Annotated in this window: 19 protein-coding genes; 12 read left to right on the forward strand and 7 right to left on the reverse strand. The window is 66.6% G+C overall.

The window, feature by feature from the left end; genetic code table 11:
• Positions 1-12: 12 nt before the first annotated feature.
• On the reverse strand, positions 13-2,478 hold the full coding sequence (locus D893_RS02165; RefSeq protein WP_110619122.1) for a GGDEF domain-containing phosphodiesterase: 2,466 nt from the start codon (positions 2,476-2,478) through the stop codon (positions 13-15).
• 447 nt (positions 2,479-2,925) lie between these two features.
• Between D893_RS02165 and D893_RS02170 the strand changes: the two genes are divergently transcribed.
• On the forward strand, positions 2,926-3,519 hold the full coding sequence (locus D893_RS02170) for a CBS domain-containing protein (RefSeq protein ID WP_018946104.1): 594 nt from the start codon (positions 2,926-2,928) through the stop codon (positions 3,517-3,519).
• A 48-nt stretch (positions 3,520-3,567) separates the two neighbouring features.
• Here D893_RS02170 and D893_RS02175 read toward each other — a convergent pair whose 3' ends face one another.
• From D893_RS02175 to D893_RS02185, 3 genes are read right to left on the reverse strand one after another with little or no spacing between them, the layout of a single operon-like run.
• The gene (locus D893_RS02175; protein WP_110619051.1) at positions 3,568-4,650 is read right to left on the reverse strand and encodes a succinylglutamate desuccinylase/aspartoacylase family protein; all 1,083 of its coding nucleotides are present in this window, start codon (positions 4,648-4,650) and stop codon (positions 3,568-3,570) included.
• Positions 4,651-5,556, reverse strand: coding sequence for a 30S ribosomal protein S6--L-glutamate ligase (rimK, locus tag D893_RS02180; protein WP_018946102.1), 906 nt, complete (start codon positions 5,554-5,556; stop codon positions 4,651-4,653).
• Positions 5,553-6,053, reverse strand: a complete 501-nt coding sequence (locus tag D893_RS02185; RefSeq protein WP_110619052.1) for an ATP-dependent zinc protease — start codon at positions 6,051-6,053, stop codon at positions 5,553-5,555. The genes rimK and D893_RS02185 overlap by 4 nt, the downstream gene beginning before the upstream one ends.
• Before the next feature lie 146 nt (positions 6,054-6,199).
• On the opposite strand from D893_RS02185, the gene D893_RS02190 reads away from it, so the two are divergent.
• Both D893_RS02190 and D893_RS02195 read left to right on the forward strand, forming a co-directional pair.
• Positions 6,200-8,353, forward strand: a complete 2,154-nt coding sequence (locus D893_RS02190) for a TonB-dependent receptor (protein ID WP_210434073.1) — start codon at positions 6,200-6,202, stop codon at positions 8,351-8,353.
• A 66-nt stretch (positions 8,354-8,419) separates the two neighbouring features.
• On the forward strand, positions 8,420-9,499 hold the full coding sequence (locus D893_RS02195) for a lipoate--protein ligase family protein (RefSeq protein ID WP_077243741.1): 1,080 nt from the start codon (positions 8,420-8,422) through the stop codon (positions 9,497-9,499).
• A 66-nt stretch (positions 9,500-9,565) separates the two neighbouring features.
• Here D893_RS02195 and D893_RS02200 read toward each other — a convergent pair whose 3' ends face one another.
• Entirely contained in the window at positions 9,566-10,561 is a 996-nt protein-coding gene (locus tag D893_RS02200) for an SPFH domain-containing protein (protein WP_019021977.1), read from the reverse strand.
• Entirely contained in the window at positions 10,558-11,082 is a 525-nt protein-coding gene (locus tag D893_RS02205; RefSeq protein WP_019021978.1) for an NfeD family protein, read from the reverse strand. The genes D893_RS02200 and D893_RS02205 overlap by 4 nt, the downstream gene beginning before the upstream one ends.
• A 138-nt stretch (positions 11,083-11,220) precedes the next feature.
• On the opposite strand from D893_RS02205, the gene ppk2 reads away from it, so the two are divergent.
• On the forward strand, positions 11,221-12,054 hold the full coding sequence (gene ppk2 / locus D893_RS02210; RefSeq protein ID WP_024329747.1) for a polyphosphate kinase 2: 834 nt from the start codon (positions 11,221-11,223) through the stop codon (positions 12,052-12,054).
• Between the two features lie 36 nt (positions 12,055-12,090).
• Here the strand turns inward: ppk2 and D893_RS02215 are convergent, their stop codons facing one another.
• Positions 12,091-13,086 (reverse strand): serine/threonine protein kinase, encoded by a 996-nt coding sequence (locus tag D893_RS02215; protein ID WP_210434074.1) that lies wholly within the window; start codon positions 13,084-13,086, stop codon positions 12,091-12,093.
• Positions 13,087-13,189: 103 nt separating this feature from the next.
• Here D893_RS02215 and D893_RS02220 point away from each other — a divergent pair, with 103 nt between their 5' ends.
• From D893_RS02220 to pheT, 8 genes are all read left to right on the forward strand, one after another.
• Positions 13,190-13,999, forward strand: coding sequence for a MotA/TolQ/ExbB proton channel family protein (locus tag D893_RS02220; protein ID WP_110619055.1), 810 nt, complete (start codon positions 13,190-13,192; stop codon positions 13,997-13,999).
• The gene (locus D893_RS02225) at positions 14,000-14,827 is read left to right on the forward strand and encodes a flagellar motor protein MotB (protein ID WP_110619056.1); all 828 of its coding nucleotides are present in this window, start codon (positions 14,000-14,002) and stop codon (positions 14,825-14,827) included.
• Between the two features lie 161 nt (positions 14,828-14,988).
• Positions 14,989-16,911 (forward strand): threonine--tRNA ligase, encoded by a 1,923-nt coding sequence (thrS, locus tag D893_RS02230; protein ID WP_110619057.1) that lies wholly within the window; start codon positions 14,989-14,991, stop codon positions 16,909-16,911.
• A 15-nt stretch (positions 16,912-16,926) separates the two neighbouring features.
• Positions 16,927-17,448, forward strand: a complete 522-nt coding sequence (gene infC / locus D893_RS02235) for a translation initiation factor IF-3 (protein ID WP_077243747.1) — start codon at positions 16,927-16,929, stop codon at positions 17,446-17,448.
• A gap of 101 nt (positions 17,449-17,549) precedes the next feature.
• The gene (gene rpmI / locus D893_RS02240) at positions 17,550-17,750 is read left to right on the forward strand and encodes a 50S ribosomal protein L35 (protein ID WP_018869319.1); all 201 of its coding nucleotides are present in this window, start codon (positions 17,550-17,552) and stop codon (positions 17,748-17,750) included.
• A gap of 20 nt (positions 17,751-17,770) precedes the next feature.
• Positions 17,771-18,130: a 50S ribosomal protein L20 gene (gene rplT, locus D893_RS02245; RefSeq protein ID WP_018869320.1), complete on the forward strand. Its 360-nt coding sequence runs from the start codon at positions 17,771-17,773 to the stop codon at positions 18,128-18,130.
• 136 nt (positions 18,131-18,266) lie between these two features.
• Positions 18,267-19,295: a phenylalanine--tRNA ligase subunit alpha gene (gene pheS, locus D893_RS02250; RefSeq protein WP_026288876.1), complete on the forward strand. Its 1,029-nt coding sequence runs from the start codon at positions 18,267-18,269 to the stop codon at positions 19,293-19,295.
• Positions 19,295-21,661: a phenylalanine--tRNA ligase subunit beta gene (gene pheT / locus D893_RS02255; protein ID WP_110619058.1), complete on the forward strand. Its 2,367-nt coding sequence runs from the start codon at positions 19,295-19,297 to the stop codon at positions 21,659-21,661. The genes pheS and pheT overlap by 1 nt, the downstream gene beginning before the upstream one ends.
• The last annotated feature ends 2 nt before the right edge of the window (positions 21,662-21,663 follow it).

Raw genomic sequence — 21,663 nt, forward strand, 5'->3', positions numbered from 1 at the left:
GGCTCCCGTTGCTCAGGTCGATGGCGGATGGGTGCCGGCCAGCGGCAGGCGGCTTCGCTGTTCCAGTAACCACCGAAAGTCCTCTGCCTCCAGCGGCATGCTGTAATAGTAGCCCTGACCGAAGCGACAGCCCATCTCCAGCAGGGCCTCCCCGACCCGGGCGGATTCGATGCCTTCGGCGATGACTTCCGCATCCATCGCCCGCGCCAGGGCCAGCACGGTCTCCACGATGTTACGATGGAAGGGTTCCTCCAGCAAATGGAACACAAAGCCCTGGTCGATCTTGATCTCGTCGAAGGGATACTGCTTGAGATAGAGCAGCGAGGAGTAGCCGGTGCCGAAGTCGTCCAGCGCCAGGCGCACGCCCATCTCGTGCAGCATGCGGATCTGTCGCTGCAGTGCGGTGGACTGCTGGATGAACACGCCCTCGGTGATCTCCAGCGCCAGTTCCCCGGGGGCTACGCCTGATTCTTCAAGGGTGCTCCGCACCCGCCGCGCGAAGTTGCCGACCTGGAACTGGGTCAGCGACACGTTCACCGCCACACGGACCGGATCCAGGCCGGCATCGCGCCATTCGCGCAGATGCCGGCAGGCCCGTTCGAGTGCCCAGTCGCCCACTGCGGTGATCAGCTGACTCTGTTCGGCCACGGCGATGAACAGGTCGGGCGGCAGCAGGCCGCGCTCGGGATGATTCCAGCGCAACAGCGCCTCGCAGGCCACCAGCTGGCCGCTGGCCAGGTCGACCTTGGGCTGGAAATGCAATTCGAGCTGGTCTTCGTTCAGGGCCTGGCGCAGTTCGCGCGTGAGGTCGATGCGCTGCTGGGTCTCCTCGAACAGACGGGTAGTGAACGCCGACCATGGTTCCGACGACTCCGCCCGGTTACGGAACTGGGCGAGTTCCGCCTCGTGCAGCAGAACCTCGGCCGTGCGCTGCTGCGTGCCCATCCGGGTGTATCCCATACGGATCGAGATCTCGAACTCCGTTCCGTGGATCGTGAAGGGCGCGGTCAGCGCATCCTGGAGTTCGCTCAGGTCGAGTTCCAGTGGCTCGCGGGGCTCCGGCAGGAACAGGGTGAACTCGTCGCCGCCCAGCCGGCCCACCAGGCCCCGTTCGCCCGCCTGTCCCTCCAGGCGTCGGCCGAATTCCCTCAGCAGCCAGTCACCGGCCTGGTAGCCGTAGGCCTCGTTGATGTCTCGCAGCGCGTGGATGTCGGTAATTACGAGGAGGCCGGCGGGGTGCCAGTGTCCCCCGTCGATCCGCTGCTGCAGCGCCCGCGCGAAGCCCGGACGTGACAGCAGTCCGGTCAGGGCGTCCTCGTAGGCGATCCGCCGCAATTGCTCCTGGGCCTGTTTCAGCGAGGTGATGTCCTGCTTGATCGCCACATAGTTGATGGTCCGGCCCTGTTCGTCCTTGAGCGGAGAAATGATCTCCTGCTCCCAGAACAGTGTCCCGTCCTTGTGTCGGTTCTGGATCTCTCCGGTCCAGGTCTCCCCGGCGGTGATGGTGGTCCACAGGTCACGATAGAGCTCGTCCGGCGTGTTGCCGCTACGGATGCGGGCCGGCGTTTGGCCCTCCAGCTCCTCGGCGGAATAGCCCGAGACCCGTTCAAAGGCGGGGTTCACGTATTCGATGCGGCCCTGCAGGTCGGTCACGGCTACCGCCGCGGGGCTCTGCTCGATGATGTGGCGGAAGCGTCGTATCTGGTGCTCGCGTTCGCGGTGCCGGGTCAGGTCCTGGAACGCTCCCTGTGCGCCCACGATGTGCCCGTCCGTATTCCGTATCGGCTCGCCCAGGGCACGCACCCATTTGCGCTGACCTTCGGCGTCGATGAGGGCCAGTTCCTCGTCGTAGGGGATGCCCCGTTCGATGCAGTCGTTGAAGAGGGCGCGGATCCGGTCGCGCGACTCGGGGGCGTAGAAGTTGATCCCCTCCTCGACTGGCGGGGCGTAACGCACAGGCAGGGCGTGGATCTCGGCGACCACCGGGGACCAAATAACCCGTCCGTCGTCAAGAAACACCGACCACCTGCCCACGCGCGTGATTCGGCCGGCCATCTCGATCAGGTCGGCCTGGCGTTGCAGCTCCGCCTCGGCCGCACGCAGTCCGGTGACGTCGGTGATGACCGCACCCGCCCGCGGTCCCTGGCCGCGAGAGGATTCGAGCGGATAGTAGTCCACCCTCAGCTGGCGGCGCCGGCCATCGCCCGAGGTGTGTTCGGTCTCGTAGCGAACGGCCTCGCCGGCCAGGCAGCGATCCAGGTGCGGCCTCACCGTTTGCTCGAAGCATTCCGCACCCAGGATCTCGGGCAGCGAATGCCCGGTGAACTCCTCGTCGCCACGGCCGAAATGCTCACGGTATGCGCGATTGGCCCAGATATAGCGGTAGTCGGCGTCCGCGATGGCACACTGGTCTTCGCTGGTTTCCAGCAGGGCGCGGAACTCGTGCAGACGGCCTTCCAGCGTCTGCTGTTCGCTCAGGCAATGCGCGAGCCGGGCCAGCGGGCTGCCCTCACGTGTCTGGCGCCGGGCCCACCAGGCGAATGCCGTGATCGCCACGGCGCCGATCAGCACGCCCAGAACCAGGCCGAAGAAGAGGGGCGTGGCGATGACGGATAGGTCGAACAACGTCAGGACCGCGCCGCCGACGGCAATGCCCGGGTGTTGTTGCTGCCTGGCCGGTTCGTGCGCTCGGTGAACGGGAATGGCAGAGACGGGAGTGGCACCGGTGGATCTTTCCCTGGCGGGTGTGCGAATGGCGTTCCTGTGAAGTGTTTCGCAACAATCCCGAGAACGCAAGCCGCCGCGGCGGGGGGCAGCGTCTTTTTGCGGCGCAACTCGAACTGCGGATTTCTGACTACACTCCAGGGGCATGATCTTCACGCAGCGGAAACGTGAAGGCAAGCCAACCACGTCAAGGAGCGGTTCATGAACAAGAGTTTTGCCCCCATCCAGACTCGTCCGCTGTCGGCGGATGCCACCGTGCTGCGTTGCGATGGCGTGCTGGCGCCACGGGTGACGCCGGAATCACCGGCTGACCGCGCGATGACCGACCTGCGCAAGGTGCCGGCGGTGACCGCTACCGCGGAGATGCAAGCCGACGAGGCCCTCCAGCGGATGATCCATGCAGGAGTGCGTCTGTTGCTGGTGGTGGACGGCCGGGATTCGGTGAAGGGTGTGGTGACCGCGCGCGACATCATGGGCGAGCGGCCGGTGAAGGCCGCACAGGACGAAGGGATCCCGCGTGACGCGGTGCAAGTAAAACACGTGATGAGCAAGGTCAGCGAACTGGAGGCCATCAATCTTGACAAGGTCGAACACTCGCGGGTCGGCGACGTGGTCGAGACCCTGAAGAAATCCGGTCGCCAGCATGCCCTGGTTGTGACGTCCCTGGATGGCGGCGGCGAGGCGGTGTGCGGCCTGTTCTCGGCGACCCAGGTCGGGCGTCAGCTGGGCGTGGAGGTCTCGCCCGAGGGGCCGGCCCAGACGTTCGCCGAGCTGGAGCGTTCCCTGGCTTCCTGACCCGGGCAGCGGAGAGGTCCGTCCCGGGGAGCCGTAACCCCGGGGCGGTTACGGCCCTTCACTGCGGTCGGTGCCGCCGTCGGTATACGGGTAGCCAGGGGCTTCGAGGTCTTCCTGGAAGGTTTCCAGGCGTTCCACCGCGATGTCGGTGCGGTGGAACTGGGCGATGTGGAAGACCGCGTCGCCTTCGTTCACCAGGGGCAGGCGCAGCTGGCCGATCACGATCCCCGATACCGGGGCGCGGATTTCGGTCTCGCGTTCGCCGAACGGGTCGGAGACGATCGCCAGCAGGGTCTGGTCGCGGGTTACGCGGTCCCCTTCGCGCACGAAGATCCGCAGGATGCCGCTCTCCGGGGCCCGCACCCAGCTGGCGGAACGCGCCATCACCGGTTCCTTGCGTCTCCGCTGGCGGGGCGGCGCCGGCAGCATGCCCAGGTAGCGCATCACCTCGATGATTCCGTGTACCCCGCCGCGGATGGAGAGTTCGTCGAAGCGCAGGGCTTCGCCGGCCTCGTACAGCAGGATGGGGACCTGCCGCTCGGCGGCGGCCTCGCGCAGGGAGCCGTCGCGCAGGGCCGAGTTGAGGATGACCGGTGCGCCGAAGGCCTGCGCCATCTCGCGGGTCTCGCGGTGGTCCAGGTTGGCGCGGATCTGTGGCAGGTTGGAACGATGGATCGACCCGGTGTGCAGGTCGATGCCGTGGGTGCTGTTGTGCACGATCTCGCGCATGAACAGGCGTGCGACCCGGGCCCCCAGTGAGCCCTTGCGCGAGCCCGGGAACAGCCGGTTGAGGTCGCGCCGGTCGGGCAGGTAGCGGCTCTGGTTGATGAAGCCGTGCATGTTGACCACCGGCACGGCCAGCAGGGTGCCCTTCATGCGCCGCAGGGCGGGGGCCTTGAGCAGCCGACGGATGATCTCCACGCCGTTGATCTCGTCACCGTGGATAGCGGCGCTGACAAACAGCACCGGCCCCTTCTGGCGCCCGCAGACTACCTGCACCGGCATGTGCGCCGGGGCGTCGGTGTACAGGCTGCCGACCTGCAGTTCGACCGTGCGGCGTTCACCGGGCTGGACGGTGGTGTCGCCCAGCGTGACCGGTCGGTTGCGTCGCGCCCGGGGCAATCCGGCCATTCAGCCGCGCCCCTTGGTCTTGGTGCGATTGGGCTTGCCGTTCTTCTGGATGAAGTCGATGATCATGCCGGCCACGTCCTTGCCGGAGGCAGCCTCGATGCCCTCCAGGCCCGGAGACGAATTGACCTCCATGACGACCGCGCCGTGATTGGAGCGCAGCAGGTCGACGCCGCAGACGTTAAGACCCATGACCTTGGCCGCGCGTACGGCGGTGGCCCGCTCCTCCGGCGTGATGCGGCAAAGTGCCGCGCTCCCGCCACGATGCAGATTGGAGCGGAACTCGCCTTCCTTCGCCTGTCGCTTCATCGACGCGACAACCTTGTCGCCGATCACGAAGCAGCGGATATCCGCGCCTTTCGCCTCCTTGATGTATTCCTGCACCAGGATGTGCTGCTTGAGCCCCATGAAGGCCTGAATCACGCTCTCGGCCGCCTGCTTGGTCTCGGCCAGCACCACGCCCAGCCCCTGGGTGCCCTCCAGCAGTTTGATCACGCAGGGCGCGCCCCCGACCGTGGCCAGCAGGTCGTCGATGTCGTCCGGGGAGTGGGCGAACCCGGTGACGGGCAGGCCGATGCCGCGGCGCGACAGCAGCTGCAGGCTGCGCAGCTTGTCGCGCGAGCGCGAGATGCCCACCGATTCGTTCAGCGGATAGACGTTCATCATCTCGAACTGCCGCAGCACCGCCGTGCCGTAGAACGTGATCGAGGCCCCGATGCGCGGAATAACCGCGTTGAACTCGTCGAGGATGTCGCCCTTGTAATGGATCTGCGGCTTGTGCGCCGTGATGTTCATGTAGCAGCGCAACGGGTCCACCACCCGTACTTCGTGCTCGCGTTCCTGGGCGGCCTCGACCAGGCGGCGGGTGGAGTAGAGCTTGGCGTTGCGCGACAGAATGCCGATTTTCATGGGGTTTCCCGGGGGCTGGTTGCGGGTTCGTCGTCGTGGTCCTGCTGCAGGATGTCGGGTCGCTCCGGAGGTTTCCCCAGGGCGAAGGATGCGCCGGGGTCGACCAGGAACCGGCCCCGCATCGCCTCGCGCCCGAGCAGCATGCGAAACAGCATGGTATCGCGAGCCGTCAGGGACAAATCCACCGGCAGCAGCGAATCGCCAATGCGCACGGGCGTACGGATGAAGTAGCGGTCGCTCTGGTGGCCGCCGGAGTCGGTGACCGGGCGTACGTCCAGCACCGGGGCTTCGCACCAGGTCTCGGTCGTGCTGTCGTGCTGGCGCGGATGCATGCCGAAGCGGACCCACTCGCATCCGTCACGTTCGAAGGTTTCAATCGCGAAGGCGTGCAGCGCCGAGCTGCGCGCGCCGGTGTCGACCTTGCACTTGATCCAGTCGAGCCCCAGTTCCGGCAGCCCCACCCACTCGCGCCAGCCCAGTACCGGACGGGTCTTCATCGGCCCCTCGCCGGGCCGACTTCCGGGTACAGCCGATTGCAGTACATCAATGTCTCCTGATGAAGTCCATGTGAGCTGTGGGGATCGGTTTGCGGCCCGGCCGTCAGGTGCCTAAATTGCGCGGCTTCGGAACGGGGGAGATCACCATGACGCAACGTACCATCGGGAAGACGACGCTGGCCACGCTGCTGGCCCTGCCGGGCGCGGCCCTGGCCCAGGACGAGGCCGTGGAGCTGGCACCGGTATCGGTGACGGCCACCGGCTACGAGACGCTGATCGAGGATACGCCGGCATCGGTCACGGTCATCGACCGTGACGAGATCCGCAACCGCCCGGGGGTGGGCGTGGGCGACCTGCTGCGCGGCGAGGCGGGCCTGGCCACCGCGGTGGACGGTTCGGTGGGGCAGGACCCGATCATCCGCGGGCTCAAACGTGACCAGGTGCTGGTGCTGGTGGACGGCGTGCGGGTCAACGCGATGCAGCCGCCGGCGCGCGGCTCGCTCGCCTCCTACGTGAACATGGACCTGATCGAACGCATCGAGATCGTGCGCGGCCCGAGTTCGGTGCTCTACGGTTCCGGCGCGATGGGCGGGGTGATCAACATCATCACCCGCAGCGGCGATTTCACGGAAGAAGAGGAGATGAACGCCTGGAGTCGCCTGGGGTACAGCTCGGTGGATCGCGGGCTGCGCACCGCGCTGGGGGTGACCGCCTCCAACGAACGCCACGTGCTGGACTTCTCCACCGCCTATCTGGATACCGGTGACTACCGCATGGGCGACGGTGACCGCCTGGACGACAGCGGTACCCGCCAGGAGGCCTATCACCTGCGCTATCGCACCCGCCTGACGCCGGATCACGAACTTGGTTTCCGTGCCCAGCGCGACGAGCGCGAGGACGTGTGGTATCTGGCGTCGCGGACGTTCAACCCCATGGATCCGGCCAACCTTGATCCCAATGATCCGGATGAAGCGGCTCTGCGGATGCAGGCGCCGCCTCAGGGGCTGAATACCCATTACACGCCGACGCAGACCCGGGATCTGCTGGAGGCGACCTACCAGGGCGATTTTGGCGGGGCCTGGGCGCCTCGCGTCGAGGCCTCGGTGTACCGTCAGGAGCTCTCGCGCGGCAACTACGACTGGAGCCATGCGCTGGGGCGGGACTACCGCGTCTCGGACACTGATTTCACCACCGACGGGGCGCGCATCCAGACCGAGCTGTTCCCGACCGACAACCAGATCCTGCTGGTCGGCGCCGAGTACTGGCGTCTGCGGGCCAGTCCGGATTCCTATATCGGTAACGTGAACCAGGATTTCCGGCCGAATGACGATGACGCGCTGTTCATGGATCTGATCGACGACGGACAGATCGATTCGCAGGGCGTGTTCGTGCAGCACGAGACCTTCCTCGATGCCGGAACCCTGAACCTCGGAGTGCGCTACGACCGCGTGGAAGGGGATGCGGATGCCGTTTTCGGTGCTGACGGGGACCTGCAGCAGGTGGATCACAACCTGAGCTGGTCCGCCGGCTTCAACTGGGACCTGCGCGAGGAGGTCAATCCCTATGTCAGTCTGTCCGAAGGCTACCGTTCGGCCAGCCTGATCGAACGGTTCCTGACCTACCCCTACAGCGACGGCAACTTCTGGCAGGCCGATCCGCAGCTGGATCCCGAGCGTAATCGGACCCTGGAGGTCGGGGCGCGAGGCCATCTGCAGGGCTTCAGCTACATGGTCTCTGCCTACGAGAGCCGGATCCGCGACTACATCGGCGGTGTGGTGCCGGAGGCCGGCCAGCGCCAGACGGTCAACCTGGACGAGGCGCGCATCCGCGGGGTCGAGCTGCAGGTCCGGCGCCCGTTCACCGAACACGTGACCGGCGAATTCACCGGCACCTGGATCCGCGGCGAGAACCGCGACAGCCGGTTCGACGAGCCGCTGGCGGAGATGCCGCCGCCGGAGGCCAGCATCGCGCTGCGCCGCTCGGTGGAGCAGGGCTGGCAGTGGGAAGGCCGGCTGCGCGCGGTAGCGCGCCAGGATCGCACGGCGGACCGCTTCACCGATAATACCGAACGCGAGACCTCCGGCTTCGCGACCGGGGATCTGCTGGTGGGCTATCGTTTCCAGCCGTCCGGTCTGCTGCGCCACAACGAGCTGACCTTCCAGGTGAACAACATCGCCGACAAGGCCTACCGCGAGCACGTGACCGGGCAGCGGGAAGACCAGATCGACCCGGCGCGTGGCGCGCAGGAGATCCTCGCCCCCGGCCGCAGCTTCGGGGTGGTCTGGTACGCTGAGTTCTGATCCGGCCCGCGACCGGAGCCGTCATGGATACCGGGGCCGCGGCCCCGCTCGATCAGAGGAAGGAAGATGCGTTTGCGCGTGATCGATTTCGGGCAGCAGCCCGCACTGCGCTCCCAGGCCGTGTACCACGGCGTGGCCGAGGCGATGGGGCCGGACGACGATCCGGTCCTGACCCTGGTGAACCCCGATGATCCCTACGTCTGCGTGGGGCTGCATCAGGAGATCGCCCTGGAGGTGGACGAGGAGTACTGCGAGGAACAGAACCTCCCCATCGTGCGCCGGCATGTGGGTGGCGGCGCGGTGTATCTGGATCGGGACCAGATGTTCTTCCACTTCATCTATCCGAGCGCGAAGGCGCCGCGCATCGTCTCGCAGATCTATCAGAAATTCATCGATCCGGTGATCCACACGTATCAGGATCTGGGCGTCAATGCGACCTTCCGGCCGGTGAACGATATCCACGTGGACGGGCGCAAGATCGGGGGGACGGGTGCTGCCAGCATCGGCGATGCCACCGTGATGGTCGGCAGTTTCATGTTCGATTTCGACACCGCGACCATGGCGCAGTGCCTGAAGGTGCCGTCGGAGAAGTTCCGCGACAAGCTGCGTGCCGGCATGGAGGACTACATCACCACGCTGACCCGCGAGCTGGGCGAGAAGCCGCCGCGCGAGACGGTGCGCGACGCCTTCCTCAAGCGGGTCGGCGAGGAGCTGGACGTGGACGTCGAGCTGAGCGAACCGACGGCCGAGGAGGCCGCCGCCATTGACGAACAGGTGCAGGCCCTGGCGGATCCCGAATGGACCTATCGCAAGGGCCGCAAGTTCGTCGAGATGGGGGTCAAGATCGCCGCGGGCACCCACCTGACCGAGGGCGCGCACAAGGCGGCCGGCGGGCTGATCCGCGCGCAGCTGATGGAAAAGGACGACGAGATCGCCGATCTCCTGCTGTCCGGCGACTTCACGGTGTTCCCCGAAGACGGCATGGACCGGGTCGCGGAGGCCCTGCAGGGGATCCCGCTGGAAGAGCCGGTGCTGCAGGATGCGGTGGCCACGGCCATGTCCGGAGTGGGGCTGGATGCCCCGGGCATCGAACCCGGCGATGTGGCGGCGGCCATCCTGGCGGCTCGCCACCACGAACCGCACTGAGGGAAGGCTGCGGCGGCCGGTCCGTTTCCGGGGCCGGCCGCCATGGGCGTGCCGTGGCGCGCGGCGTCAGCTGCCCTGCGTCGGGGAGCCGGTCACCGGTGCGGCCGGGCTGTCGACACTGGACATCGCTCCGGCACCGAACAGGTCGCGCATGCCGCCCAGTGATCCCAGCAGGGCGGTGCCTTCCATCGGCACGAACACGCGGTCGCCCTGTTTGGCCAGTTCGGGCAGCATCTCGATGTAGCGCTGCGCGATCAGGTACTGCACGCCGGCCATCGGGTCGTCGGCCTTGCCCTCGAGGGCGGCCATCACGTTCTGGATGGCCTCCTTCTCGCCCTGGGCCACCAGGATGGCGGCCTGTTTCTGGCCCTCGGCCTTGGCGATCTCCGCCTGCTTGTCACCCTCGGCCTTCTGGATCTCGGCTTCCTTGTAGCCCTCGGCCTCGCGCACCGTGGCGCGGCGGTTGCGCTCGGCGACCATCTGCTGGTTCATCGCCTCGCGGATCTCCTGCGGGGTGTCGATATCGCGGATCTCCACGCGGTTCACCTTCAGGCCCCATTTGTTGCCGGCCTCGTCCATCACCGTCTGCAGGCGCGCGTTGATCTCCTGGCGCGACTCGAAGATCTTGTCCAGCTCCATGGTGCCGATCTCGGAGCGCAGCGAGGTCTGGGCGAGGGTCTGGATCGCCAGCACCAGGTTCTCGGTGCCGTAGACCGCGGCCTGCGGGTCCATGATCTGGTAGTAGAGCACGCCGTCGATCTGTACGCCGACGTTGTCCTGAGTGATGACCGACTGGCTGGGGAAGTCGAGCACGACCTCGCGCATGTCGATCTTGTCCTCGGTCCTCACCACCGGCTGGTCGTTCTTGAAGGTGAGGATCGTGATCGCCCGGGGACGGTCGATGAACGGGATGATCAGGTTCAGGCCCGGCTCCAGGGTGCGGTGGTACTTGCCGAGGCGTTCGATCACCTGGGCGCGGCGCTGCGGGATCATGGTGATCCCCATGCTGAGGAAGACCGCCACGAGGACGGCGATGGCGATGAGGGTGATGAGCGTATTCATGCGGGATTCCCTTCGTTGGTGTGGCTGGAGTGGGTGCCGGGGTCGTCGCCGGCCGGCCGGACCACGGCGGTGATGCCCTGGAAACGCTGGATGCGCACGGGGTCGCCTTCCTGCAGGGTCTGCTGCGGATCCTCGGGACGGGCGGGGTAGGCATCGCCCAGCACGCGCACGCCGAGCCCTCCATTGTAGGGTTCGAGGTGCAGGATCTCGTCGCGCACCCGGGGATCATCCGGCGGCCCCTGCTGCGGGCGGCCGGCCCAGCGGCGGCCGACCCAGAACGCCAGGGCGCCGGCCAGGATCATGCCGACCACGCCGGCGCTGAGCTGGCCGGCCAGTTCGGCACCGAAGGCCGCGGCCACCATGGCACCGAGGGCGCCGCCGGCCAGTACAAGGGTGATGCCGCCACCGCCCGACATCAGCCCGCCGAGGATGGCGAGGTCGATGATCAGGATCAGCAGGGCGGCGAGCAGCCAGATCTGCCAGGGATCGAGGGCCCCGGCCCAGGAGGCGATGTCGGCCATGATTCGGTTCCTTCCGTTGCGTGGTTCGACCCTGCCCGACTCGGCGCGGGCTTGCAATGCATGGTCACGGTCCCGAGTGGATGCCCGCGCCCCGCACGGGCTGTCATACTCAGGGTTTGCGATGGCCGGAGATAGCAGATGGCGGACGGGGAACGCCTGCGGCGCTTTGATGCCGAGGACTACAACAAGGAAGGCGTGTTGCGGCGCAAGGTCTATGAACGCGAGCTGCGGCGGCTGCAGGTGGAGCTGGTCAAGTTGCAGCGCTGCGTGAAGGCCGAAGGCCGCCGCGTGGTGATCCTGTTCGAGGGCCGCGACGCGGCCGGCAAGGGCGGGGTGATCAAGCGCATCATGGAGAAGAGCAACCCGCGCATCGTGCGCACCGTCGCGCTGGGGAAACCCTCGGACCACGAACGCGGGCAGTGGTATTTCCAGCGTTATGCCGCGCATCTGCCCACGGCGGGCGAGATCGTGCTGTTCGACCGTTCCTGGTACAACCGGGCCGGGGTCGAACGGGTGATGGGCTTCGCCTCGGAAGAAGAGGTGCAGCGCTTTCTCGATGCCTGTCCGACGTTCGAGCGGCTGCTGGTGGAAGACGGCATCGAGCTGTACAAGTACTGGTTCTCGGTCAGCGAGCAGGAGCAGGAACGCCGCTTTCAGGCGCGGGTGGAGGACCCCGTCAAGCGCTGGAAGCTCTCGCCCATGGATCTGAAGTCCCGGGAGCTGTGGCACGAGTTCTCGAAGGCCAAGGACGACATGCTGCGCCATACCGATACCGCGCATGCCCCCTGGCGCATGGTGGATGCGGACATCAAGCGCCACGCGCGGCTCAACTGCATCGCGGATATCCTCGAGAATATCCCCTACAGCGATCACCCGCCGGAAAAGCCGGTGCTGGAGCCGCGCGTCTGGGCCAACGACCAGGATGCCCGTGGGCCGCTGCTGACCGGCAAGTACATCCCCGCGCGCTACTGACCCGGCGAACGCGGCCGAGCCGGAAAGCGGCCCGGCTCAGGGCAGTGCCAGGGGCGGCTCGTCGAGGGCGGCGCGCTGTTCGCGCAGCGTGAGGATGTGCTCCTCCCAGAAACGCGGGGTGTAGAACACCGGGAAGCCCTGGACGAAGGCCGGGTCGTCGGCGCGGCGTGCCAGCCAGGCTGCATGGCGCAGAATCCGCAGCGCGCGCAGGGGTGCGATCAGGGCCAGCTCGCGGCGGTCGAACGGCCGGAAGTCCTCGTAGCCCTCCAGCAGGTCCAGCAGCTGTCCGGTCATGGTCGGCGTATCGCCGGACAGGAACATCCACAGATCCTGGACCGCCGGCCCGGTGCGGGCGTCGTCGAGGTCGACGAAATGCGGCCCGGCGTCGGTCCACAGCAGGTTGCCGCGATGGGTGTCGCCGTGCAGGCGGATCGCCGGGACTTCGCCCAGTATCGGCTCGAAGTCCCGCAGACGCTCGATCAGATCGGCACTGAGGTCGCGATAGACCGATACCAGCTCCGGCGGCAGATGCTCGCCGGACAGGACATCCTCGCGGGCCGCGGTGGCCAGACCGGTAAGGTCCATGGCCTCGCGATGCAGGAACGGGGCGGCGGCGCCGACGGTGTGGATGCGGCCGATGAAGCGTCCGATGCGTTCCAGCACCTCGGGCTGTTCCAGATCGGGACTGCGGCCCCCGCGCTGCGGATACAGCGCGAAGCGGAAGCCGGCGTGTTCGTGGAAGGTCTCGCCGCCGGCATCGGGCAGGGGGGCAACCACCGGGATCTCCGCCGCCGTCAGCTCGAGGGCGAATGCGTGCTCCTCGCAAATGGCGGCATCCGACCAGCGCCCGGGGCGGTAGAACTTGCCGATCACCGGGATCGAACGGCCGTCGTCCCCCTCGGTGCCGATCTGGTAGACCCGGTTCTCGAAGGAATTGAGCTCCAGCAGCCGCCCGTCGCAGCGCAGGCCGGTGGATTCCACCGCATCCAGGATGCATTCGGGGGTCAGGGCGTCGTAGGGGTGGCTGCTCATGGCGCGATTGTGACACAGCTGCGACCCGTGCGGCCGCGCACGGCTCGAGCGCATATATTAGGATGACGCCATTCAATCCAGGTCTTTTTCTGCGGAGTCCCACTTGGACAAGGCAACCCTTTTCGGCGTGGTGCTGGGCTTGGGCGTGATCTTCGGCGCCATTGTCCTGAGCGGTCAGGCGGCGGATTTCTGGCACCTGCCGGCGGTGCTGATCGTGGTCGGCGGCACCATGGCCGCTACGTTCATCAAGTTCCCCTTCCGCCACGTGATGAGCTCGTTCCGCGTGGCGGTGAAGACTCTCTATCACCAGGAGGATGACCCGCGTGCGCTGATCGAGCGCACCAAGGAACTGGCGCAGGTCGCGCGCAAGAAGGGGCTGCTGGCACTGGAGGACGAGGAGACCCCCAACGCGTTCTACGCCAAGGCCCTGCAGCTGTCGGTGGACGGCTTCGAGCCCGAGCGTATCCAGCACGTGCTGCGCGAGGATCTGGAGCTGTCGCTGGAGCGTCACGAGACCGGACAGAAGGTGTTCCGGTCCATCGGCGAGCAGGCGCCGGCTTTCGGCATGATCGGAACGCTGGTGGGGCTGGTGCAGATGCTGGGCAACCTGGAGAGCCCCGAAGCGGTCGGCCCCGGCATGGCCGTGGCCCTTCTGACAACCCTTTACGGCGCGATCTTCGCGCAGCTTGTGGCCCTGCCCATCGCGGACAATCTGGAGATGCGGGCGCGCTCCGAGCACATCACTCGGAGCCTGATCGTGGATGCCGTCAACTGCATCCACCAGGGCTTCAATTCGCGCATGATCGAGGAGATGCTGCTCCCGTACCTGCCCAGCAAGCAGCGCGAGAAGGCGGCCGAGGAGCTCGAAAAGCAGGGACAGGCCGAGGGGCAGCCTCAGGGTTCGTCTTCGTAGATGGCCGTGCGCAGGAGCAAGAAAGGCGAGGGTGGCGCACCGCGCTGGATGACCACCTTCGCCGATCTGATGGCGGTGCTGGTGGTGTTCTTCGTGATGCTTTACGCCTTTTCCACCATCGATGCGGAGAAGTACGAGCAGATGGCCGATTCGCTGCGCGAGGTGCTGGGTTCCACCGAGGTGGAGGAGGAAGTACCCGCCATTCCGGAGCCGACCGTTATCGACCTCGAAGGCCGCTCGCCGGAGCCGCGCACCGTCGAGGAGCCGGAACCCGAACCGGAATACCGCGAGCAGGACGAGATCACCGAGGCCCTGCGCGAGGCCCTGCAGGATGAGCTCGAGCAGGGGCTGATCGACATGGCGGAAGACGACGCCGGTATCCTGCTGCGCTTCGAGGAGCAGGCCGCCTTCGAGATCGGGGAGAAGGATCTGAACGTGGACTTCGTGCCGGTGCTGGAACGGGTGGCCGAGGTGCTGGCCGAGACCCCGGGCCAGATCGTGATTGCCGGGCATACCGACGATCTGCCGATCCGCAGCGAACGTTTCCGCTCCAACTGGGACCTGTCCACCGCGCGGGCGGTCTCGGTGGTGCACGTGATGGAGGGCACCGGGGTGGAGCCGGCCCGCATGCGTGCGACCGGCCATGCGGATACCCGCCCGCTGCGCCCGAACGTGGATGCCGAAAGCCGCGCCCGCAACCGGCGGGTGGACGTGCTGCTTATGGACGATGACGACGCCGATCCGGGCGGGGGGTCGACCGATATCATCGGTGGGGACTCGGGGCCGGATGAGCCGGTACCGCTGGACCAGGCCGTGCCCGAAGGGTGAGGGGCCGACGGGCCGGGGGGCCCCGCCCCGCTGCGGGCAGGGATTCGTGTCGGTTTGTGCGGGGTTCGTGATAACCTCTGCAACTCGGTTGTCCGAACCCTTTTCATTTTCTGAATCAGCGACGTTCGACCCCGCGTATGGGTCGGCGAAGGAGTTTCGCAATGCCTGCAGTATCCCTCCCCGACGGCAGCCGCCGCGAGTTCGATCAACCCGTCACCATCATGGACGTGGCGAAGGACATCGGCACCGGCCTGGCGAAGGCTGCCGTCGCCGGCAAGGTGAATGGCGCACTGGTGGACGTGCGCCACGAGATCGATGACGACGCCGAGGTCGCGATCGTCACCGACCGCGATCCGGAAGGCGTGGAGATCATCCGCCACTCCACCGCGCATCTGATGGCGCAGGCGGTCAAGGAACTCTTTCCCGATGCCCAGGTGACCATCGGCCCGACCATCGAGAACGGGTTCTACTACGACTTCGCGTATGACCGCGGCTTCACGCCGGAAGATCTGGAAAAGATCGAGAAGCGCATGAATGAGCTGGCGAAGCAGGATCTGCCGGTGGAGCGCTCGACCATGGACCGCGACGAGGCGGTGGAGTACTTCCGCAACATGGGGGAGGAATACAAGGCCGAGATCATCGAATCCATCCCGCAGGGCGAAACCATCTCGCTGTACCGTCAGGGCGATTTCATCGACCTGTGCCGGGGCCCGCACATCCCGTCCACCGGCAAGTTGAAGGCCTTCAAGCTGACCAGCGTGGCCGGGGCGTACTGGCGCGGCGATTCCGACAACGAGATGCTGCAGCGCATCTATGGCACCGCGTGGCCGAACAAGCAGCAGCTGGAGGAGCATCTTCATCGCCTGAAGGAAGCCGAACGCCGTGACCATCGCAAGATCGGCGCGGAGCTGGACCTGTTCTCCATCCAGGACGAGGCCGGCGGCGGCCTGGTGTTCTGGCACCCGAAGGGCGCGCGCATCCGCCGCGAGATCGAGAACTTCTGGTACGAGATGCACGAGAAGGCCGGCTACGACTTCGTCGTGTCGCCGCATATCGCCAACCTGGAGCTGTGGCATACCTCCGGGCACGCCGAGTTTTACGCCGACTCGATGTACGAGCCGATGCAGGACGAGCACCAGGCGTTCCAGCTCAAGCCGATGAACTGCCCGTTCCACGTGCTGATGTACAAGGACCGGCTGCATTCCTATCGTGATCTGCCGATCCGCTGGGGCGAGATGGGCACGGTGTACCGGCGCGAGATGTCCGGGGCGCTGCACGGCCTGATGCGCGTGCGCGGGTTCACCCAGGACGACGCCCATATCTTCTGTCGCGAGGATCAGATCGAGGACGAGGTCATGGGCGTCATCGACCTCACGCTGGAGACCCTGCGGACCTTCGGCTTCGAGGATTTCGACGTGAACCTGTCGACCCGGCCGGATGATGCGGTCGGGTCGGACGAGATCTGGGATCACGCGACCCGGGCCCTGCGCGGCGCGATCGAGAAGAAGGGGCTGGAATACACCCTGGACGAAGGTGGCGGTGCGTTCTACGGTCCCAAGATCGACATCAAGATCCACGACGCGATCGGTCGCCAGTGGCAGTGTTCCACCATTCAGCTCGACTTCAATCTGCCCGAGCGTTTCGACATGGAGTACGTCGCCGAAGACAATGAGCGGCGGCGGCCGATCATGATCCATCGCGCCCTGCTGGGCTCCGTGGAACGCTTCTTCGGCGTTCTGATCGAGCACTACGCCGGGCATTTCCCGACCTGGCTGGCCCCGGTGCAGGCATCGGTGCTGACCATCACCGAACGCCAGGATGATTACGCCCGGGACGTGGCGCGGCGCCTGCGCGAGCAGGGCTTTCGGGTCGAGCCCGACTTGAGAAACGAAAAGATCGGCTTTAAGATCCGCGAGCACACGCTTAAGCGCGTGCCGTACCTGCTGGTGCTCGGAGACCGGGAGATGGAAGAGGGCAAGGTCGCGGTTCGTACCCGCGACGGGGAAGACCTCGGCACCATGTCCCTGGACGAACTGAGCGAACGCCTCGGGAAAGAGGTTGCCAGCCGGGGCACCGGAACCTGAACTGGAGAAAAGGCCATTAGCGCAGCGAAAACCGTTCGCCTGAACGATCAGATTACGAGCCCGAAAATCCGGCTGATCGACGCCGAAGGCGAGAACCGGGGGATTACCACCAGCGACGAGGCCCTCGAGATGGCCCGCGATTCCGGCCTGGACCTGGTGGAGATCTCGCCGAATGCCGAGCCGCCGGTCTGCCGGATCATGGACTACGGCAAGTACAAGTTCGAACAGTCGAAAAAGGCTCAGGAAGCCAAGAAAAAGCAGAAGCAGATCCAGATCAAGGAAGTGAAGTTCCGTCCCGGAACGGACGAGGGCGACTACAACGTCAAGCTGCGGAATCTGCGGCGTTTCCTCGAGGCGGGTGACAAGGCCAAGGTCACCATCCGCTTCCGTGGTCGCGAAATGCGCCACCAGGAGCTGGGCAATCAGCTGCTGGACAAGATCGAACAGGACGTGTCCGACATCGCGGTGGTGGAACAGCGCCCCAAAATGGAAGGACGCCAGATGATCATGGTGATGTCGGCCCGCAAGAAGCAGTAGGGCGGACATCGACAAGGGGCGGCGGGTTTCCGCATACCTGATCGCCCTTTTCACAAACGACCGGCCCTGCGGGGAACCGGTCCGAAATGCCGGAGAAGAAAATGCCCAAGATCAAGACCAACCGGGGTGCGGCCAAGCGCTTCACCCGTACGGGGTCGGGAAAGTACAAGCGGTTCCAGTCGCACCGCAGCCACATCCTGACCAAGAAGTCCACCAAGCGTAAGCGTCACCTGCGCAGCCCGGCGATGGTGCACGAGGCCGACACGGCCGCCGTGCGCAAGATGCTGCCCAACCATCGTTGAACTGACCGAGGAATCGAGATATGCCACGAGTCAAGCGCGGTGTAACCGCTCACGCCCGTCACAAGAAGGTCCTCAAGCAGGCGAAGGGGTACTACGGGGCACGCAAGAACGTCTATCGCGTTGCCAACCAGGCGGTCATCAAGGCTGGCCAGTACGCCTATCGTGACCGTCGCCAGAAAAAGCGCGACTTCCGTTCGCTGTGGATCGTCCGCATCAACGCCGCCGCGCGGCAGTTCGACCTGTCCTACAGCCGCTTCATGAGCGGGCTGAAGAAGGCCGGCATCGAGATCGATCGCAAGTCGCTGGCCGATCTGGCGGTGCACGATCTGACCGCTTTCGGCAAGCTGGCCGAACAGGCGAAAGCCGCTCAGGCGGCCTGAGATCCCGCAGGATCATCGCCGGCCTCGACGGCCCGCCGGAGCGCGGGCGGGAAAGGCCGGCAACCCCGGATCATGCGGGGATCCCGAAAGGGGAGGGTTCAGGCCCTCCCTTTTTTGTTTGCAAAGGGGGCAGTACGTGGAGCAATTGCAGGAGCTGACCGACGAGGCGCTGGCGCGGGTCGAGGCCGCCACGGACCTGAAGGCGCTGGATGATGTCCGGGTCCACTATCTGGGCAAGAAGGGTGTGCTGACCGCGCAGCTCAAGGAGCTGGGCCGGCTGCCGGCGGAAGAACGGCCGGCCGCGGGGCAGGCGGTGAACGCGGCCAAGGAACGGGTGGCGGAGGCCATCGAGGCGCGCAGGACGGCGCTTGCCGAGGTCGAGCGCGAGGCGCAGCTGGCGCGCGAGCGGGTGGACGTGACCCTGCCGGGGCGCCGTCCCGCCGGCGGGGCGCTGCATCCCATTACCTCGACCATCGAACGCATCGAGCATTTCTTCGCCGGTCTCGGGTTCCGCGTGGCGGAGGGCCCGGAGGTGGAAGACGACACCCACAATTTCGAGGCCCTGAACATCCCGGCGCATCATCCGGCGCGGGCGATGCACGACACGTTCTACTTCGATGCCCACCGCGTGCTGCGGACGCATACCTCGCCGGTGCAGATCCGGGCGATGGAACAGCAGAAACCTCCTCTGCGCGCGATCGCGCCCGGGCGGGTCTACCGTTGCGATTCCGATCTGACGCACAGCCCGATGTTCCATCAGATCGAGGGGCTGTGCGTGGACAGTGACATCACCTTTGCCGATCTGCGCGGGGTGCTGGATGCGTTCCTGCGGGGCTTTTTCGAGCGCGACGATCTGGCCACGCGCTTCAGGCCATCGTATTTCCCGTTTACCGAGCCTTCGGCCGAGGTGGACATCCAGTGCGTGCACTGCGGCGGTGGAGGCTGTCGCGTGTGCAAGCACACGGGGTGGCTGGAGGTGATGGGCTGCGGGATGGTGCATCCCAACGTATTGGGTCACGTCGGGATCGACCCGGAGGAATACACCGGGTTCGCGTTTGGCCTGGGCGTGGAACGCATGGCCATGCTGCGCCACGGGGTCAATGACCTCCGGCTGTTCTTCGACAACGACATCCGCTTCATTCGGCAATTCGGGCAGGCAGGCTAATGCGCATCAGTATGGAATGGCTGCAGGACTGGCTGCAGATCGACGAGACCCCGCGGGAGCTCGGGCACCGCCTGACCATGGCGGGGCTGGAGCTGGACGCCATCGAAGCGGCGGCGCCGGTCTTTCACGGCGTGCGGGTCGGCCGGGTGATCAGCGTGGAGCCGCACCCGGATGCCGACCGCCTGCGGGTTTGTCAGGTGGAGGCGGGCGAGGCGGAACCGCTGAACATCGTCTGTGGCGCACCCAATGTCTACACGGGAATGGTGGCGCCGGTCGCGGTGGTCGGGGCGGAGCTGCCGGGCGAGTTCCGCATCAAGCGCTCGAAGCTGCGCGGCGTGGCCTCCGAAGGGATGCTCTGTTCCGCACGCGAGATCGGCCTGGCCGAGGACGCCGAGGGCCTCCTGGATCTGCCCGCGGACCTGGAAGTCGGCAGCGACCTGCGCACGGCGCTGGGGCTGGATGATCATGTGCTGGAGGTCGACCTGACGCCCAATCGCGCGGACTGTCTGGGCATGCGCGGGATCGCCCGCGAGTGCTCGGCCCTGCTGGACCGGCCGCTGCAGGTCCGCCCGGCGCCCGCGGTGGAGGCGACGCTGGATCGACGTGTGCGCGTGACCGTCGACGATGCGCAGGCCTGTCCGATCTATTCGGGGCGGATCCTCGAGGGTCTGGATGCCCGGGCACCCACGCCGCTGTGGATGTCCGAACGCCTGCGCCGGGCCGGGGTGCGCCCGCTCTCCGCGATTGTCGACGTGACCAACTACGTGATGCTGGAGCTGGGTCAGCCGCTGCATGCCTTCGATGCCGAGCGTGCCGGCGAAGTGATTCGCGTGCGCCGGGGCGGCGAGGGCGAGTCCCTGACCCTGCTGGGCGGCGAGCAGACGGTGGAGCTGTCGCAACGGGATCTGGTGATTGCCGGAGAGACCCAACCGCTGGCGCTGGCCGGAATCATGGGCGGAGCGGCTTCGGCGGTGGATGACGACACCACCCGGGTGGTCCTGGAATGTGCCCATTTCGCGCCGCGTGCGCTGGCGGGCCGGGCGCGCGAACACGGGCTGCATACCGATGCGTCGCATCGCTTTGAGCGGGGTGTGGATCCCACCCTGGTGCCGCGTGCGATGGAGCGGGCCACCGAGCTGTTGCTGGCGATCTGCGGCGGCGCCTGCGGGCCCGTGGAGACGGTCGGCGACATCCCCTCGACGCACGATGAACGGCCGATCACCCTGCGCGCCGGACGTATTGAGCGGCTGCTCGGGGTCGCCCTGGACGACGGCGAGGTGGAGCGGATCCTGCGGGCGCTGGACTGCGTGGTGGAGCCCGGTGGCGATGGCACGTGGCGGGTGTTGGCCCCGCGTGCGCGCTTCGACCTGGAGCGCGAGGAAGACCTGATCGAGGAACTGGCGCGGGTGCACGGGTATGACCGTCTGCCGCGCACCCTGCCGGGCGCGGTGCCGCCGGTGACGCCGCCGGGTGGCCTGAAGGCGCTGCGGGAAGGTCTGACCCGGCGCGGGTTCCACGAGGTGATCAGTTTCAGCTTCATCGACCGCGAGGTTTCGCAGCGCTTCTATCCCGAGGTGGAGCCGCTGGCGCTGGCCAACCCCATCGCCTCCGACATGAGCGTGATGCGCCCCGGTCTGTGGCCGGGGCTGGTGAGCACGGCCGCCTGGAATACGGCCCGGCAGCAGTACGACCTGCGGCTGTTCGAACACGGCCTGCGCTTCGTGCCCGGGGCCTCCGGCCTGTCCCAGGAACCCCGGCTGGCCGGGCTGCTGAGCGGACGGGCCATGCCCGAGCACTGGGAGACGGCATCCCGCGAGCTGGACTTCTTCGACGCCAAGGGCGAGGTGGAGACCCTTTGCGGCAACCTGGCGGAGCCGTTGCGCTTCCGCGCGGAGAAGCATCCCGCGCTGCACGATGGTCAGAGTGCCCGTGTGCTGGCCGGCGAACAGCCGATCGGCTGGGTGGGCAAGCTGCATCCGTCGCTGGCGGAGCGCTTCGACCTCGGGGCCCCGGTGTTCCTGTTCGACCTGGATGCACGGACCGTCAGTACCGACCCGGTGGCGCAGTTCCGGCCCCTGTCGGCTTATCCCTCGATCCGGCGGGATCTGGCCCTGGTCGTGCAGGAGAACGTGCCCGCCGGGGATCTGCTGGCGGCGATCGGCGAACTCGAGCTGGAGCTGCTGCGTGACGTCCGGCTGTTCGATGTCTACCAGGGCAAGGGTTTGAATCCGGGCGAGAAGAGTCTGGCTCTGGGCTTGATTTTGCAGGCATTTGATCGCACGCTTGATGACTCCGATGTGACCGCCGTGACCGATGCGGTGGTGGCGCACCTCGAAAGCCGGTTCAATGCGACCCTGAGGCACTGATC

Origin of the sequence: Thioalkalivibrio sp. ALE21, from assembly GCF_003208255.1 — a bacterium.
In the GTDB taxonomy this organism is placed as follows: domain Bacteria; phylum Pseudomonadota; class Gammaproteobacteria; order Ectothiorhodospirales; family Ectothiorhodospiraceae; genus Thioalkalivibrio; species Thioalkalivibrio halophilus.